The organism is Corynebacterium glyciniphilum AJ 3170 (assembly GCF_007673095.1).
GTDB lineage: Bacteria > Actinomycetota > Actinomycetes > Mycobacteriales > Mycobacteriaceae > Corynebacterium.
This window is the reverse complement of the sequence record NZ_VDYZ01000005.1, coordinates 149,207-166,213: the sequence shown is the minus strand read 5'-3', so window position 1 is coordinate 166,213 and position 17,007 is coordinate 149,207. Positions and strand designations below refer to the sequence as shown.

Below are 17,007 nucleotides of genomic sequence, written 5' to 3'. Positions count from 1 at the left end.
TTCCGGCTAGCAGCCTGCGAGCCGCTCGGCCAGGTAGCCCTGCAGCTTATCCAGGCTGACCCGCTCCTGGGACATGGTGTCGCGCTCGCGCACGGTCACCGCATTGTCCTCGAGGGTGTCGAAGTCGACGGTGACGCAGAACGGCGTACCGATCTCATCCTGACGGCGGTACCGGCGGCCGATGGCACCGGACACGTCGTAGTCGACGTTCCAGAGACCGCGGAGCTCCTCTGCCACCTTCTCCGCCGTGGGCGTGAGAGTCTCCTTCTTCGACAGCGGCAGGACGGCGACCTTCACCGGCGCGAGACGGCGGTCCAGGCGCAGGACGGTGCGCTTGTCGACCCCGCCCTTGGTGTTGGGTGCCTCGTCTTCGAAGTACGCGTCAACCAGGAAGGCCATCATCGCGCGGCCGAGACCGGCGGCCGGCTCGATGCAGTACGGGATCCACCGCTCGCCGGTCTCCTGGTCGAAGAAGCTGAGATCTTCACCGGAGTGCTCGGCGTGGGTCTTCAGGTCGTAGTCCGTACGGTTGGCGACGCCCTCAAGCTCACCCCACTTCGAACCGGCGAAGTTGAAGGCGTACTCCACGTCCACGGTGCGCTTGGAGTAGTGGGAGAGCTTCTCCTGGGGGTGCTCGTACAGCCGCAGGTTCTCCGGGTCGATCCCGAGGTTGACGTACCAGTTGAACCGGTCGTCGATCCACCTCTGGTGCCATTCCTCGTCCTCGCCCGGCTTGACGAAGAACTCCATCTCCATCTGCTCGAACTCCCGGGTGCGGAAGATGAAGTTACCCGGGGTGATCTCGTTGCGGAAGGACTTTCCCGTGTTGGCGATGCCGAAGGGCGGCTTCTGACGGGCAGAGCCCATCACGTTCTTGAAGTTGATGAAGATGCCCTGGGCAGTCTCCGGACGCAGGTAGTGCAGGCCCTCCTTGTCGTCGACAGGGCCGAGGTAGGTCTTCAGGAGACCGGAGAACTCACGCGGCTCGGTCCACTTTCCGGGCTGGCCGGTGACCGGGTCATTGATGTCGGCGAGACCGTTCGGCGCCTCGTGACCGTGCTTCTCCTCGTAAGCCTCCAGAAGGTGGTCGGCACGGTACCGCTTGTGGGTGTACAGCGACTCCACCAGCGGGTCCGTGAACACCTCGACGTGACCCGACGCCTCCCAGACCTGCGTCGGCTGGATGATCGAGGTGTCCACGCCCACGACGTCCTTGCGGGAGGTCACCATGTGACGCCACCACTGGCGTTTGATGTTCTCCTTGAGCTCGACGCCCAACGGACCGTAGTCCCAGGCGGAGCGCGTGCCGCCGTAAATCTCACCTGCAGGGAACACCAGTCCCCTGCGCTTGCAGAGGTTGACGACGGTCTCGATGTTACTTGCGGCCATGGGCTCGGGGCACTCCTCGTTGACGGTGGGGTTGACGGTCGTTCAGACAATCACGCCCATGATACCGGGACGACCAGAGCCAGGCACCCCCGGGTCACGCACTCCGACCCGGCTCCCCTGAGAGCATAAAAAAGGACCCGCGAAAGGGGGGGGGGTTATCGCGGGTCCCGGCCACGCTGTCCTCCGAAGAGGATGGGGCCTTGTTCCCCGTTTGATGGGATGGACTTAGGGGGGGACAAGCCATCCCTGGGGAACTGGCACTAATTTACGGCGGCTCCGCCACCCCTGTCAAGTCCGCCGATCCTACCTCGAATAAGCCACTCTCACCTGCGCATTCCGAGACCTGGGGCGGGCCCCGGAAAACACCTCCCCTGCGGACCCCAGAATGCTGTTCCGTTCCCTCCTTTCACATGAACGGTTAGGGTGGAGGGCACGATGAACACTCCCCGGATCGGTCAACGAAACACCCGCCAACGCGCGGCGGTGGTCGACACACTCGAAGGGATGACCACCTTCGCCAGTGCGCAGGACATCCACGCCACCCTCAGCGAGCGCGGCCACAAGGTCGGTCTGACGACGGTGTACCGCACCCTCCAACAGCTGAACACCCAGGGCATGATCGACACTCTGCAGGACGACAGCGGCGAGATGCTCTACAGGAGCTGCAGCTCCGTGCACCACCACCATCACCTGGTGTGCACGTCATGCAGAAAAGCGGTGGAGATCGACGGCGGTCCGGTCGAACGGTGGGCCACGGATGTCGCCCGGCAGCACGGCTTCGTGATGACCGGCCACACCGCCGACGTCTTCGGGCTCTGCGCCGACTGTGCCCGCACGCAACGCCACAGCTGAGCAGCGCCTGCTGCTCCTTTAGCGCCTACGTCGCGGCGACATCGAACAGGCTTCCCAGGGTGAATGTCACGGCTGCCGCGCCGAATCCGATGGCCAACTGTCGCAACGCCCGCTTCCAGGGGGACATCCCCGACAACAGTCCCACCATGGCACCGGTGACAAGGAGAGCCACTCCCACGAGCACACAGGACAGGACGATCGCCGGCAGGCCCACCAGCCCGAGGATCAACGGGATCACCGGAACAAGCGCGCCAACACCGAAGCACAGGAAGCTCGAGACGGCCGCGGACATGCCGGACCCGCCGTTCTCGGTGGCCTCGGTGCCCTCCTCACCAAGCTCAGCGATCTCATCCTCTGCGCCGGAGTCCAACCCACCGGCGAACTCCGGATCAGCGTCCGTGGCGTCCGTGGCGTCCTTGATCTCCTTGAGCCTGGACAACTCGGCGAACACGCGCCGCGCCTTCCGTCCGGCAGCCTCCGGGTCCATTCCCCTCGCCCGGTAGACCAGCTCGAGTTCGTTCCGGTCCACGTCCAGCTTGGGTACCGCCGTGCTGGTATTCGGGTCCGGGGTCGACGCTTCCAGCAGTTCCTTCTGGCTCGTCACCGACACATATTCGCCGGCAGCCATGGACAGGGCGCCCGACAGCAGGCCGGCGATCCCCGCCGTCAGCATCGTCGCCTGCCCGGCGCCGGCACCGTACATCCCCAACAGGAGGGCCAGATTCGACACCAGTCCGTCGTTGGCGCCGAAGATCGCGGCACGGAAATCCCCCGACATCTTCGCTCTACCCCGGGCAGCCAGCCCACGGACGACCTCAGCGTGGATCGCCTCATCCGCCGCCATCTGTTCGGTGGCGTCCTTGTCTGACAGGTAGTGGTTGCGCGACTCCGCGGACTGGAGCAGTGCCAGGACGAACACCGACCCGAACCTACGTGCCATCCAGGCCATCAACCTGGTGTTCAGTCCTGCCTTCCGAGGCAGTCCGACGTCATCTCCCAGACGGGCCCGCCAGTACTCCTCGTGGCGGGACTCTGCCTCGGCGATCCCCAGCAGGATCTCGCGTTCCTCACCGGTGCGTTTCCGTGCGAGCTCCCGGTAGACTGTCCCCTCCGCCCGTTCGTCGGCCAGGTAGCGTCGCCACCGGTTGAGTTGTCGGCGGGTCGGTTCGTCGTTCATTTCACACCGCCGAACCGCCGGTCCCGTTTCGCGTACTCCAACACCGCTTCCCGCAGATGCTCCGGGGTGAATTCAGGGAACAGGACGTCCTGGTACACCATCTCGGCGTACACCGACTGCCACGGCAGGAAGTTCGACGTCCGCTGTTCGCCGGACGGGCGCAGGAACAGGTCCACGTCGGGCATGCCGGGATCGTTCATGAAGGCTGAGACCGTCTTCTCGGTGATTTCGCGGGGCTTCAACCTCCCTGCAGCGACCTCGGCGGCGATCGCACGCGTGGCGTCGGTAATCTCCGCCCGCCCGCCGTAGTTCACACACATGACCAGGGTCATCCTGGTGTTGTCGCGGGTCTGGTCCTCGGCCTTCTTCAGTTCCGAGATCACCGACCGCCACAGCCGCGGGCGTCGTCCCGCCCAGATGACCCGGACCCCTTTCGCATCGAGTTCGTCGCGGCGCCGACGCAGCACGTCCCGGTTGAACCCCATGAGGAAGCGCACCTCCTCGGCGCTCCTGCGCCAGTTCTCAGTGGAGAAAGCGTACGCGGAGAGATAGTCGACCCCGAGTTCCAGACATTCGTCGATGATGTCCATGAGGACGCCTTCGCCGCGTTTGTGCCCTTCCGTGCGGGGGAGCCCCCGGTCCTGTGCCCAACGGCCGTTGCCGTCCATCACGATCGCGACGTGACGGGGAATGAACTCAGCGGGGATCTCGGGTCTACTCACGCCCAATATTGTGCCAGACGGCGGGTCACAGAGAAGAGAATGCCCGACACGGGGATTCCGTCTGGTTCTTCACATGGGCGAGAAGAAGCTCATGGGCGATACTCAGCACGCGGGCGCCGTCAGCCCCGTCGGCGACAACGTCCACCGCGGCAAGGTCGCCCGGTCGGCCCCGGGACAGCAGCCAGAGGACCCGGACGGACTGCGCCGGCGGAGTGAACGCCCCCGGCGGGCGGCAGGACGTACACACCGCGCCGCCGGCCAACGGGTGGAAGGCGGAGTGTGGGCCCGCCCGTCCGCACTGGGCACAGTCCACCAGGCTCGGCGCCCAGCCCGCCATCCCCAGGAACTGCAGGACGAACCGGTCCGCCTGGGTGCGGGGGGGAAGCCCGGACCCGGGTAGTCCGGTTCCCGTTGTCGCTGGCGAGGCCAGTACCGCGAGAGCACGGTCGAGCCCGTCAAAAACGTGGGCGGCCTCTTCTCCGGTTCCTTGGACGGTGAGTTCGGCGATCTCCAGCATCGCCACGCCGGCGTAGTACCGGTCGACGTCGGTGCTGATCTGGGGTGCGAATGTGTGAACGGTGACAGCGTCGGTGACATTGGCCAGACCACCATCCGGCTTCGAGCGGTTCCGTCCCGGGTAGATCTGGACGTTCACGCGGCAGAACCGGTCGAGACGGGCACCGAAGCGTGACTTGGACCGGCGGATCCCCTTCGCGACGGCGCGGACCAGTCCGTGTTCCCGGGTGAGCAGTACGACAATGAGGTCGGCCTCGCCGAGTTTGTGGGTACGGACGACAAAAGCCTCGTCCCGGTACTGGGGACGAGGGCTTCTGGACATGGTGACCAGTGTACGACCGGAGGCCGCGCACTGGTCGGACAAGGTGTCAGTACCGTCCGGGCTGGCCACCCTGGCGCTCAAGCAGCCGCTGGTCAATCGACTGTGCGGACTGTGCGATACGGATGTTGGAGAGGTAGAACTCCAGCATCATCCGCAGGGACATCAGCATGAAGAGCATGCCGACGGTGAGAATGATGACGCCGAACAGCCCGAGGACGAAACCACCGACGCCGAATTCACTGGTCGGCGCGATGAGGGCGAAGAGGACGTAGCCGACCCACAGCAGAGCGATGAAGGCGAAGCCCAGCGCGTAGGCGAACTTGATGATCGACGGGGTCGCGTAGCGGGTGAAGCTGAAGTCGAACAGTGCGGAGAAGAACGAGTCCTGGTTCGTTCCTCCACCGGGCGCGCCGGTGTAGGCGCCGGGCCCGGGCTGCGGTTGGGCACTGAAGGACGGGTAGCCCGACCCCGGGTTCGGAGCGCCACCGGAGGCGTTACTCCACCGGTTGGCGCGGTACTCGCCGTTGTCTCCGTTGCCGCTGTTGTCGCTGTTGTCGCCGGGGGTGGTCATGAAAGCCTCCTGGGAGCGTCTGGTTAGGTCACACCGACGTTATCACCGTGATCACCGTGGACTCAGAACCCCAGGCGCCCCAACTGCTTGGGGTCGGACTGCCAGTTCTTCGCGACCTTCATCCGCAGATCCACGTACACGTTCTGTCCCAGCAGGTCCATGAGGCTCTGCCTGGAATTGTGGATGATCCGGCCCCAGCGGCGGTTGTCCTTGCCCCGCAGGATACGCTTCTGGCCTTCACGTTCCAGGAAGATCACCGCATGGACCTCCAGGACCCCCTCCCGATCCTCTGAGGGCAGCACCTCGTCGATCTGCACGGCGACCGAGTGCGGAAGCTCGTCGTGCAGACCGGACAGGGCCGCTTCCCTGATCAGCTCCGACATCCGGGTGTCCCGGTCGTCATCGGTGACGTGGTCGTCCGGGTAGAACTTCGGCCCCTCCGGCAGCAGACCGGTGACGATGTCGAGCAGGACGTCCAGCTGCACCTCGCCGGTCGCGGAGACCGGGACGACCTCTCCTCCGTCCAGCAGGTCGTGCAGGGCCATGAGCTGTGCACCGACCTGGTCCTTGGACGCCTTGTCGAGCTTGGTGACGATGCCGACCACCGGGGTCTTCGGCGCTGCCTTACGGACCGCCTCCAGAATCCACCGGTCACCGGGGCCGATCTTCTCGTCCGCCGGGATGCACAAACCGATGACGTCCACATCCGCATAGGTCTCTTTCACGACCTCGTTGAGGCGCTCCCCCAGCAGGGTGCGCGGCCGGTGCAGTCCGGGGGTGTCGACGACGATGATCTGGGAGTCGGGACGGTGCACGATCCCGCGGATCGGATGTCTCGTGGTCTCCGGCTGGTCGGCGGTGATCGCGATCTTCTCGCCGACCAGGGCGTTGGTCAACGTCGACTTACCGGTGTTCGGTCGACCGACGAAGCTGATGAACCCGCTGCGGAAACCCTCGGGCGCGCTGAAGTCGACCGCGGGTGCGGCGACAGCGTCGGACGGCAGATCCGTCTCGTCGGGGAAGTCGGGGAAGTCCGGGGTGTCACTCATGGTCGGTCCTGTCTCTGGTGTTGTCCGGCACATCGGTGTCCGGGGTGGGTTCCGATCCTGTGTCGGGATCGTCGTGCAGTTCATCGTGCAGGTCGTCATGTCTGCGGGTAGGCCGCGTCGGTCCGGAGACCACCACGGTGCGCACCTTGATCCGACCGCGTCTGTCGCGACCGCCTTCGCAGGTCAGGTGCAGGCCCGCGACATCGAGTTCGGCGCCCGGCAACGGGACCTTACCGAGTTCGAATGCAGCCAGTCCGGCGACGGTGTCGACCTCGTCCTGGATCTCATCAGAAAACTCCAGGTCGACGTCCTCGTAGAGTTCGGCGAGGTCGTTGAGGCTCATCCACGCCTCCACGCGGTAGACCCCGTCGGTGATCTTCTCCACCGCTACGTCGTCGCCGTCGTCGTACTCGTCGCTGATCTCACCGACGATCTCCTCCAGGATGTCCTCGATACTCACGAGCCCTGCTGTTCCTCCGTACTCGTCGACCAGCACGGCGATGTGCACCTGGTCGCGTTGCATGTCTTCGAGGAGGTCATCAAGGTTGCGGGAGTCCGGGACGAAGACGGGTTCCCGCATCATGTCGCGGACGGGCACCGCCCGGTCGGCGGTGGAGGCGTCGTAGGTGGCGGAGACGAGGTCCTTGAGGTAGACCACCCCGACGATGTCGTCGACACTTTCGCCGACCACCGGTACGCGGGACAACCCGGACCGGACGCACAACCGCACCGCCTGTGCGGCGGTCTTGTCGTCCTCGATCCACAGGATCTCCGGTCGCGGCACCATGATCTCCCGGGCGGTGGTGTCCGCCAGGTCGAAGACCGACTGGATCATCCGACGCTCATCGATCTCGACCACGCCCCGCTCCTGGGCGATGTCGACCATCTCCCGTAGCTCGATCTCCGTGGCGAACGGACCTGCCCGCAGCCCACGTCCGGGGGTGACCACGCCACCGAGCCAGACAAGGACCCTGGACAACGGTCCGAGGATCTTACGCACCACCACGAGCAGCGTCGCCGAGCGCAACGAGACACTGTACGGGTTGCGGCGTCCCATGGTCCGGGAGACCACGCCGACGATGACGTAGATCAGCAGGGTGACCACGATGATCGACACGGCGATCGACCAGCTGCGCTCCCCCACCATGTCCAGTGCGACCACCGTGACCAGCACAGCCGCAGAGGCTTCACAGACAGTCCGGAGCAGGACCAGGAGGTTGATGTAGTCCGGCCTGTCACGCACCACCTGCAGCAACCGGGATGCCCCGGCCTTGTCATCCTTGACCAGGGATTCCACCCGTGCCAGCGACAGCGAACTCAACGCCGTCTCCGTCGAGGACAGCACCCCCGCCAGCGGCAGGATGACCAGCAACGCCACGACCGCGGAGAGAATGACGGAGAGATCAGGCATCGGTGGGGGGCTCACTGAACGGCGGAGGCACCGGATTCACCCAGCGGTCGGTGCCCGCGTCCGAGGCACTGGGGAAAGCCGCCGCACCGCTGGGCTTCGGCCCGTACGAGATACCCCGCTCCGCCTGGGAGTCGTACCAGTTGACCAGGATCTCATTCTGCAACGCGAACATACGCTGCTCCTCCTCCGGCACGACGTGGTCGAACCCGAGCAGGTGGAGCACGCCGTGGACGGTGAGCAGGTCAAGCTCGTGGGCCAGCCCGTGACCGGCGCGTTCTGCCTGTCCCCGCGCGAACTCCGGGCACAGCATGATGTCGCCGAGGACGCCCGGCCCCGGCGGAGGACCGTCCTTACGACCCCAACCCGGTGTCAGCTCGTCCATCGGGAAGCTCATCACGTCCGTGGGGCCGGGCAGGTCCAGCCACCGCACGTGCAGGTCGGCGATGGTCTCCAGGTCCACGATATGGATGGACAACTCGGCCGAGGAGTGCACGTCCAGGCTCCACAGGGCGAAGCGCGCGACGTCGATCAGCTCCTCCTCGTTGACCTCTCCGAAACCCGACTCGTTGAATACCTCGATACTCACCGACTCCTCCTCTCCTTGCGGTCCTGGCGCGCCAGCTCCGCTTCCGCGGCCTGCTCGGACTCGTAACGTTCGTAGGCCTGGATGATCCGTCCGACAAGGTGGTGGCGGACCACGTCGGTGGTGTCGAATTCGGTCACCGTCACCCCGTCCACACCGGAGAGGATCCGGTGCGCCACGCTGAGACCGCTGGCCTGGTGGTTCGGCAGGTCGACCTGGGTGAGGTCGCCGGTCACCACGATCTTCGTCCCGAACCCCAGTCGGGTCAGGAACATCTTCATCTGGGCGGGGGTGGTGTTCTGTGCCTCGTCGAGGATCACGAAAGCCCCGTTGAGAGTACGGCCGCGCATGTAGGCCAGCGGGGCGACCTCGATGACGCCGGACTCGATGAGCCGCGGGATGGTCTCAGGCTCCAGCATGTCCCGGAGTGCGTCGTAGAGGGGACGCAGATAGGGGTCGATCTTCTCGCCGAGTGTTCCGGGGAGGAAACCGAGCTTCTCCCCCGCCTCCACGGCGGGACGTGTCAGGATGATCCTGTTGACCTCACGCTTCTGCAGCGCCTGCACCGCCTTGGCGACGGCGAGGTAGGTCTTGCCGGTGCCGGCCGGCCCGGTGCCCACCACCACGGTCGAGGCGTCGATGGCGTCGACGTAGCTGCGTTGCCCGACCGTCTTGGGTCGGATGGTCTTGCCCCGGTGCTCGACGATGACCTCGCCGGTCACCGACGCCATGCCGGCAGAACCCGTGGCCCCGTCCGCCGGCAGCGATTCCCGCGCCTCTGCATCGGCACGACGGTCCGTCTCGTCGACGAGGTCGATGGTGCGGCGGGTGAGGTCCGGGGTCACCTCGGAACCACGGACCGCCATGGCCTCGAGTTCACGCAGCACTCGACGGGCGCGGGCAACCTGGGACGCCTCGCCACGCAGGGTGACATGGTTCCCCCTGCTGAGCAGGTCAGCGTCGATATGGTCCTCGATGATGCGGAAGTTCTCGTCGGCGAGACCCGAGACCGTCTGTGCGGTCTCCGGATCAAGTTCGACAGAGGTGGAGGCGATACGCCTTGGTGGTTGCTTCAAAATGCTTCCGGGTTCTCCTGTGAATATGTGGAACACGTGGCCACGTGCTGATACATGAAGCTTAGCGTGACCACCGTGTGGTGAGCACCCCAATGGCACCCAGTGCGACAGCGGCGGCCGTCGCGGTACGCAACACCTCCGGGCCGAGCACGACCGACTGGCCGGCTTCCCGTCCGTCGGAGGCTGACTCAGGGGCTGACGTGACAGCGGCGATCTCACGGTCGCTGACACCACCTTCCGGGCCGATGACGAGGACGACCTCGTCAACGTCGAGATCGACCCCCGCCAGCGGCGTGGTCGCGTCCTCATGGAGGACCAGGACCCGGACCGTCGGAGTGCGGTCGTCCTCCGGTGCCGCCCACGGCCGTGAGGCGAGACGCTCCCGGAGATCGTCGATGTCGGTAAGCAGCTCTCCGACATGGGCACCGGACAGCCGCCGTGACTGCTTCATGGCTGCGACCGCCGTCGAGGCCCACCGTGCGTGGGCCTTGGCTGACTTGTCTGACTTCCCGCCCCTGCCCCCGGTCCAGCGGGACACGCACCTGTCAGCCTGCCACGGGATGATCCTGTCCGCCCCGGCCTGCACCGCGAGGTCGACGGCGAGTTCCGCCCGGTCGGACTTCGGTATCGCCTGCACGACGGTGACACGCGGGCGGGGCTCGTGCCCGCCGATCCGGTGTCCACCGACGACGGTGCCGTCGCCGGCCCAGTATCCTGCCACCCCGAGACCCGAACCGTCGGTCAGCACCACGGATTCGTCCTGGCGCATCCGTTTCACCGAGGCATGCCGGGCCTCGGCGTCGGGGAGGGTGAACACGCCGGTCTCCCCCACACGCACCAGCTGACCCGCAAGGTCGGGGACGACGAAGACAGGATCGCTCACTGCGCCGCCACCGCTTACCGGCCGAACTTCTGGCGCAGTCGGGAGAACAGCCCACCGGAGTGCTCGTCCTCACTGGACTGCACCCCTGCGACGTGCTTGGAGGTACCACGGAACTGCTCGAGCAGATCCCGCTGTTTCTTGTCGAGGTCGGACGGGACGGTGACGTCGACATGGGCGATGAGGCTGCCGTACCCCTCGCGGCGCAGATGCGGCATCCCCTTGCCCTTCACCCGCACAATCGCTTCCGGCTGGGTGCCCGGCTCGACGGCGACGGTGGCCACCGAATCATCGAGCAACGGGACCTCCACGGAGGTTCCCAGGGCGGCGTCAACCATCGGCACGTTCACGGTGACGTGCAGGTCGTCAGCATCACGGAGGAAGTAGGGGTGCTCCTTGACCTGCACCTCCACATAAAGGTCACCGGCGGGGCCGCCACCGGGGCCGACCTCACCCTCACCGGACATGCGGATCCGCATGCCGTCGCGGATACCGGCCGGGATCTTCACCTCGATGTCACGGCGGGCGCGCACGCGTCCGTCGCCGGCGCATTCCTGGCACGGGTCCTCGATGATCTCACCGACACCCTGGCACCGGGGGCAGGCACGGGCCACCTGGACGCGCCCCAGGATCGACTGCTGGATCTCCATGACCTGGCCCTGACCGTGGCACGTCGGGCAGGTGACGGGATCCGACTTGGACTCGGAGCCACTCCCGTCGCACACCTCGCACACGACGGCGGTGTCCACGGTGACATCCTTGGTGACACCGGCGAAGCACTCGTCGAGGGTCATCTGAAGTCGCAGGAGGGCATCGTTGCCCGGGCGTACACGGGAGACACGGGGCCCCCCGCCTGCACCGCCTGCGCCACCGCCGAAGAACGCGTCGAAGATGTCGCCGAACCCGCCGCCGCCGAATCCCCCGGGACCCCCGCCACCGCCGGGCCCCTGCTCCTCAGGGTCCCCGCCGGCGTCGACGATCCGACGCTTCTGCGGGTCGGTCAACACTTCCTGTGCCAGGGACGCTTCACGGAACTTCTCCGCGGCCTCGTCGGACGGATTGACGTCCGGGTGGTACTTGCGGGCCAGGCGTCGGTAGGCCTTCTTGATCTCGGCGTCAGACGCATCACTGCTGACGCCGAGAATTCCGTAGTAGTCACGTGCCAAGGTGGCTGATTCCTTCTCACCGTAATTGGGGTCTGTCCTGGGGCTCAGGCGAGCCCCCTAAAATCACCCCGACAAGTGTAGTACGTCCTACTCGCCGGCGAGAATGCGGGAGACGTAGTGGCCCACCGCCTGCACCGAACTGATCGTCCCCGGGTAGTCCAGATACGTCGGGCCGAGCACCCCCATGCCACCCATCACGCCCTCGCGGGTACCGTAACCGGTCGAGACCACGGCGGCGGACTGCAGCTCAGCGGTGCCGTTCTCCTCCCCGATCGTCACGCTGACCCCGTGGTCCCGGGCTGCGGAGAGCAACCGGAGAACCACGACCTGCTCCTCCAGTGCCTCCAGCACACTCTCCAGCTCGCCCGCCCGGACCAGGTTCGGGGTGCCTGCCAGAATCAGCCGGTCCGTCGGACGCTCCAGCATGGTCTCCACCAGGACCGTCGCACAGGTCAGGGCCGGGCCACGGAGTTGCGGCGACACTCTGTCGTCGTCCCCCGCCGCCATCTCCGCGATGGCAGCGGACGCGTCGTCGAGTGTGTGCCCGACCAGCGTCTCATTGATCAACTGACGCAGCTTCGGAAGATCCTCCGCAGCCAACGGCTCGCTGAGGTCCACATTGCGCTGCTCCACCTGGCCGGCGTCCGTGATCAGCACGAGCAGTAGCCTGGCCTCCGCGAGCTGCACGATCTCGCAGTGTTTCACCCGCCCACGCCGCAGGTCGGGGATCTGCACCACGGCGACCTGGCGGGTCAGTTGGGCAAGCAGCTGCACACTGCGGCGCAGAACGTCCTCCATGTCGACCCCGTCCTCGAGGAAACCGAGGATCGCACGACGCTCGGGACGGCTCAGCGGCTTGATCTGCGCGATCCCGTCGACGAACGTCCGGTAGGCCTTCTCCGTGGGGATCCGTCCTGAACTGGTGTGCTGCTGGATGATGTAGCCCTCGGACTCCAGCACCGCCATGTCATTGCGGATCGTCGCCGATGAGACGCCCAGACTGTGGCGCTCCACCAGAGCCTTCGAACCGACCGGCTCATGGGTGGAGATGAAATCGGCGACGATGGCGCGCAGTACCTCGGAACGTCGCTGTTCCGTACCCGTCATCGCCTTGGCCGCCATCAGGTTCACTCCCTTTCCTCTGACCTCAGTATGCCACCTGACCCCGATTGTCCCACGTCCGCCGCCTCGCGTCAGGCCTCCTCCGCCAGAAGGATGTCGGTGATGATCCCGTCGGCGAGCAGACGTCCCCGGTCGGTCAACCGGGTCCGCCCGTTGACCCGCTCCAGAAGTCCCAGCCCGACATGATGGTCCACGGCGTTTCCCGCTGAGGTGAGCACCTCGTCCGGCAGCCCCTCACGAAGCCGCAGTCCCAGCATGACGCGCTCGGTGTGCAGGTCACCGGTCCCCAGGGGTTCGACGGTCGTCACCGGACTCCCACCCCCGCCGATCGCTTCCGCGTACCGCCGCGGCAGCTTGGCATTCACCAGACGTGTCACACCGCTGCCGGCCCCGACCCCGGTGTCGCCGACCGGGGTCACGCCCCGTCCGCTGACCGGATCGTCCACCAGCCGCACACACCCGTGGGCCCCGGGGCCTGCGCCCCACCACTGGCCCGAACGCCAGTAGACCATGTTGTGACGGCACTCTCCCCCGGGCCGAGACCAGTTGGACACCTCGTACCACTGCATCCCCGCTGCCCGGAGTGCCGAGTCGATCATCTCGTAGCGGTCGGCGTAGACGTCCTCGTCCGGCTGGGGCAGCAGCCCCTTCCGTACCTTCCGGGCCATGGCGGTCCCGTCCTCGACGATCAACGAGTAGGCGGAAACGTGGTCCACGCCCGTGGACAGCACCTGGTCCAGGGTGAGCCGGAGATCATCGTCGGTCTCGGTGGGGGTGCCGTAGATCAGGTCCAGGTTCACATGGTTGAATCCTGCCGCCAGCGCCTCCCGGGCTGCCTCGGTGGCGCGACCCGGCGTGTGCGTGCGGTCGAGGACCTTCAGCACGTGGCCGGCAGCCGACTGCATACCCAGGGATATCCGCGTGTAACCGGCGTCGAGAAGGGTGTCGAAGAACTCCGGTGAGGTCGACTCGGGGTTCGACTCGGTGGTGACCTCCGCCCCCGGTGCCAGGCCGAGGCTCCGCTTCACCGCGGCCAGAACCCTGGCCAGTCCGTCGGCACCCAGCAGTGACGGGGTCCCTCCCCCGAGAAAGACGGTGGACGGCGGTCCTGTCCGGTCCCAGTCCGCCGCCGCCAGGTCCAGTTCAGCCTCCAGTGAGCTCAGATAGGTCGACATCGACGACGAACCCGACTCACCCGGCGTATAGGTGTTGAAGTCACAGTAACCGCACCTGGTGCTGCAGAACGGCACATGGATGTACAGGCCGTACCGGTCTTCAGGAATAGGGGTCATTGGGTCCATGCTATCGGTCCGGTTCCACACCACCGAACCGGTCCGCGGCGGAGCTTCTACGGGGACTCAGCCTGCGGCGACGCGGCGTGACCGGATCTTGGAGAGCACCTGTTCCACCCTCGCGCGTTCCGCGAGGAAGCGTGGCGGCGCCTCCCCGCGCAGTTCCGCCACCAGTGCGGGGTGTTCGCCGATGACCGCCGTCTTCCACCGCGCGACGACCTCACGGGCGTGTTTCTCCGCACGCGCCAGGGCCTGCGGCAACAGGACGCTCTGCTCCTCCACCGCCAGTCGGGTCTGCTCGACCGTCCACTCGGCCAGGTCTTCGAGCATGTCCGTGAGTTCGGCGTTACGCCGTCGCAGGTTCACCCGCAGCGTCGCGGTACTGACCATCGGTGACGGCGCGTCCTCCACCGGTATGACTGCATGGTCACGCAGGAAAGACAGCGTGCGGCCCGGGTGATTGTCGACGACGGTCGTGGCCGACAGTGACCCGGACCGGATTCCCGAGACGAATGCCTGGCGGAGGCCGTTGAGTTCAGCCAGCGCGGCACGCACCTCGGCCCGCCCCTCGGCGACGGACTCAGCGAGTTCCAGGAGACAGTCGTCCACCAGTTCCTGGTCCCAGTCAGCCAGGGACTCGGCGAGATTCTCGATGAGTTCGGCGACCTCGTCGCCGATGTCGTAGACACCCTGGGTGAGCTCGCGCAGTCGCAGGCGGGCGGCGTCGTGCACGGATGGCTCCTCTCAGCAAGGTCAGAAGTCGTCGGCGGATCGTCAGGGGGTCGCGACTGAAGGACAGTGTAGGACATGGAGAACCCCGGCCCAGGGAGGCTGGGCCGGGGTGACGGGGTTAATTGGGAGGGTGCCGGGCACTCCCTGGTCGAGGCCTACTTCGAGGTGTAGATCCAGGCGATGTCGTCGGCGAAGTTCTTCGACACGGCGTGCCGCTTCACCTTCATCGACGGGGTGACTTCGCCGTCATCCTCGGTGAAGTCCCGGGCACAGATCCGGAACTTCTTGATGCCCTCGGAGTGCGAGACGGTGTCATTGGCCTCGTTGATCGCGTCCTGGATCTCCGTGCGCAGCACGGGGTTCTTGGCCAGCTCCTTGACCGGGGTGTCGGCGTTGATCCCGTTGCGTTTACGCCAGCCGACGAGGGCCTCCTCGTCGAGGGTGATCAGCGTGCCGATGAACTTCTCGTTGTCGCCGACCACCATGGCCTGGGAAATCAGGGGTGCTGAGCGCAGAATGTCCTCCAGCGGGCCGGGAGACACATTCTTGCCGCCGGCGGTGACGATGATCTCCTTCTTCCGTCCGGTGATCTTCAGGTGCCCGGTGGGCAGGAGTTCGCCCAGGTCACCGGAGATCACGAAGCCGTCCTCGGTGAACGACTCCTTGGTCGCCGTCTCGTTCCTCCAGTACCCGTCGAAGACGACGGTGCCCTTCATGAGGATCTCACCGTCCCCGGCGATCCTGATGGTGTTGCCGCCGACCGGCTTTCCCACGGTGCCGATGATGTTGTCCGGCTCGAAGTTCACCGCGATCGCCGCAGTCGTCTCGGTCATCCCGTAGCCCTCGTAGATGCGCACACCGATGCCCCGGAAGAAGTGCATCAGCTCCGGGTTCAGCGCGGAACCGCCCGAGATACAGTACTGCAGTTCCCCGCCCATCGCAGCCTTGACCTTGCCGTAGACCAGCTTGTCGAAGACCGCGCGCTTGATCTTCTGGCCCACGGTCGGGCCCGACGCCGTGTCGAGGGCCTTGGAGTACTCCACCGCGGTCTTCTCAGCCAGAGGGAAGATCTTGGCCCCGAGGCCACCGCCTTCGGTGGCTTTGGTCTTGACACCGGCGTGAACCTTCTCGAAGACGCGCGGCACCCCCAGGATCAGCTGCGGCTGCGAGCGCTGGAACTCCGGGACGAGGGTGGACATGTCCGCCCAGTGGGACTGGGTGGCCCCGCCGAGTGTCGCCGCCAGTGACACTGCACGGGAGAGGACGTGCGCCAACGGCAGGAATGTCAGCGTCCGGTTACCTTCCACGGCGATGCCACCGATCGGGTGGGTCAGGATGGCACGGGCCTCCCCCAGCCAGTTCGAGTGCAGCAGCCTGCAGCCCTTGGGCCGCCCGGTCGTCCCCGAGGTGTACACCAGGGACGCCAGGTCAGAGGACTTCGTGTTCGCGATGCGTTCCTCGACGGCGTCATCTGAAACGTCCTTACCCTCAGCGACCAGGGTACCGACGGCATCCTCGTTGAAGGAGAGCACGCGGTTGAGGTGGGCGGTGCCTTCGACAGGCTCGCCGTCCTTGACGAAGGTCCGGAGGCGGGTCGCGTGCCCGGACTTCTCGGCGATCCCCAACTTCGCACCGGAGTCCTGGACGATCCATTCACACTGTGACGTCGACGATGAGGGGTAGATCGGCACGGAGACCGCCCCCGCCGCCATGATCGCGAAGTCCAGCAACGACCACTCGTAGCGCGTGTCCGACATCAGTGCGACCCGGTCGCCAGGCTCCACACCGTTGGCGATCAGACCCTTGGCGACGTCGTAGACCTCCCGGAGAAACTCGTCCGCCCGCACGTCGACCCACTCGAACTTCCGGGGACGGCTGTACAGGATCGTCTGCGGACGCTTCAGGGTGTTCTCCCTGAGCACGGTCAGACAGGTCTCGTTCTCGCCGATGGTGTACAGCGCCTCCGAGGAGTACTCCTGCATGTCTCTCCAATCACAGTCTTGTCAAGGGGTAGCCCGGCTCACACCAGGGAACCCGGTGTGTTCCGGTGCATGATCCTAGCCGATTCCTGTATCGGCATAAGCAGAAACGGAATTCCAAGGGAAAACGGGGAACAGTCCACGCTGCAGTACAGATAAGGTTCAGGA

16 protein-coding genes are annotated in these 17,007 nt (G+C 66.0%); 1 reads left to right on the top strand and 15 read right to left on the bottom strand.

Features of this window, described 5'->3' with window-relative positions; all coding sequences use genetic code 11:
- Window positions 1–6: 6 nt before the first annotated feature.
- A complete protein-coding gene (locus FS507_RS06580) occupies window positions 7–1,389 on the bottom strand; it encodes a glycine--tRNA ligase (RefSeq protein WP_145941995.1) in 1,383 nt (460 codons plus the stop codon).
- A 435-nt stretch (window positions 1,390–1,824) separates the two neighbouring features.
- Between FS507_RS06580 and FS507_RS06575 the strand changes: the two genes are divergently transcribed.
- On the top strand, window positions 1,825–2,241 hold the full coding sequence (locus FS507_RS06575) for a Fur family transcriptional regulator (RefSeq protein WP_145941994.1): 417 nt from the start codon (window positions 1,825–1,827) through the stop codon (window positions 2,239–2,241).
- 25 nt (window positions 2,242–2,266) lie between these two features.
- On the opposite strand, the gene FS507_RS06570 is transcribed toward FS507_RS06575, so the two are convergent.
- The 14 genes from FS507_RS06570 to FS507_RS06505 form a co-directional block, all read right to left on the bottom strand.
- A complete protein-coding gene (locus FS507_RS06570; RefSeq protein WP_145941993.1) occupies window positions 2,267–3,418 on the bottom strand; it encodes a VIT1/CCC1 transporter family protein in 1,152 nt (383 codons plus the stop codon).
- A complete protein-coding gene (locus FS507_RS06565) occupies window positions 3,415–4,086 on the bottom strand; it encodes an isoprenyl transferase (protein ID WP_260853203.1) in 672 nt (223 codons plus the stop codon). Before FS507_RS06565 ends, FS507_RS06570 begins: the two co-directional genes overlap by 4 nt.
- Before the next feature lie 79 nt (window positions 4,087–4,165).
- The gene (gene recO / locus FS507_RS06560; protein ID WP_145941991.1) at window positions 4,166–4,978 is read right to left on the bottom strand and encodes a DNA repair protein RecO; all 813 of its coding nucleotides are present in this window, start codon (window positions 4,976–4,978) and stop codon (window positions 4,166–4,168) included.
- Window positions 4,979–5,024: 46 nt separating this feature from the next.
- Complete coding sequence (locus FS507_RS06555; protein ID WP_145941990.1) at window positions 5,025–5,549, bottom strand: DUF4282 domain-containing protein; 525 nt, start codon at window positions 5,547–5,549, stop codon at window positions 5,025–5,027.
- Window positions 5,550–5,611: 62 nt separating this feature from the next.
- Window positions 5,612–6,598 (bottom strand): GTPase Era, encoded by a 987-nt coding sequence (gene era, locus FS507_RS06550; RefSeq protein WP_260853196.1) that lies wholly within the window; start codon window positions 6,596–6,598, stop codon window positions 5,612–5,614.
- Complete coding sequence (locus FS507_RS06545) at window positions 6,591–8,009, bottom strand: hemolysin family protein (RefSeq protein ID WP_145941989.1); 1,419 nt, start codon at window positions 8,007–8,009, stop codon at window positions 6,591–6,593. Before FS507_RS06545 ends, era begins: the two co-directional genes overlap by 8 nt.
- Complete coding sequence (gene ybeY / locus FS507_RS06540) at window positions 8,002–8,595, bottom strand: rRNA maturation RNase YbeY (RefSeq protein WP_075815658.1); 594 nt, start codon at window positions 8,593–8,595, stop codon at window positions 8,002–8,004. Before ybeY ends, FS507_RS06545 begins: the two co-directional genes overlap by 8 nt.
- Window positions 8,592–9,668: a PhoH family protein gene (locus FS507_RS06535; protein ID WP_145941988.1), complete on the bottom strand. Its 1,077-nt coding sequence runs from the start codon at window positions 9,666–9,668 to the stop codon at window positions 8,592–8,594. Before FS507_RS06535 ends, ybeY begins: the two co-directional genes overlap by 4 nt.
- 61 nt (window positions 9,669–9,729) lie before the next feature.
- Window positions 9,730–10,551 carry an RsmE family RNA methyltransferase gene (locus tag FS507_RS06530; RefSeq protein ID WP_145941987.1) on the bottom strand — a complete coding sequence of 274 codons (822 nt, stop codon included), beginning with the start codon at window positions 10,549–10,551 and terminating at the stop codon, window positions 9,730–9,732.
- Between the two features lie 14 nt (window positions 10,552–10,565).
- Entirely contained in the window at window positions 10,566–11,714 is a 1,149-nt protein-coding gene (gene dnaJ / locus FS507_RS06525; RefSeq protein WP_145941986.1) for a molecular chaperone DnaJ, read from the bottom strand.
- A gap of 87 nt (window positions 11,715–11,801) precedes the next feature.
- The gene (gene hrcA, locus FS507_RS06520) at window positions 11,802–12,836 is read right to left on the bottom strand and encodes a heat-inducible transcriptional repressor HrcA (protein ID WP_440130342.1); all 1,035 of its coding nucleotides are present in this window, start codon (window positions 12,834–12,836) and stop codon (window positions 11,802–11,804) included.
- Between the two features lie 71 nt (window positions 12,837–12,907).
- Window positions 12,908–14,128, bottom strand: a complete 1,221-nt coding sequence (gene hemW, locus FS507_RS06515; RefSeq protein WP_440130339.1) for a radical SAM family heme chaperone HemW — start codon at window positions 14,126–14,128, stop codon at window positions 12,908–12,910.
- 66 nt (window positions 14,129–14,194) lie between these two features.
- Window positions 14,195–14,860, bottom strand: a complete 666-nt coding sequence (locus tag FS507_RS06510) for a hypothetical protein (RefSeq protein WP_145941984.1) — start codon at window positions 14,858–14,860, stop codon at window positions 14,195–14,197.
- Window positions 14,861–15,015: 155 nt separating this feature from the next.
- Window positions 15,016–16,842, bottom strand: a complete 1,827-nt coding sequence (locus FS507_RS06505; RefSeq protein ID WP_145941983.1) for an AMP-dependent synthetase/ligase — start codon at window positions 16,840–16,842, stop codon at window positions 15,016–15,018.
- Window positions 16,843–17,007: the final 165 nt, after the last annotated feature.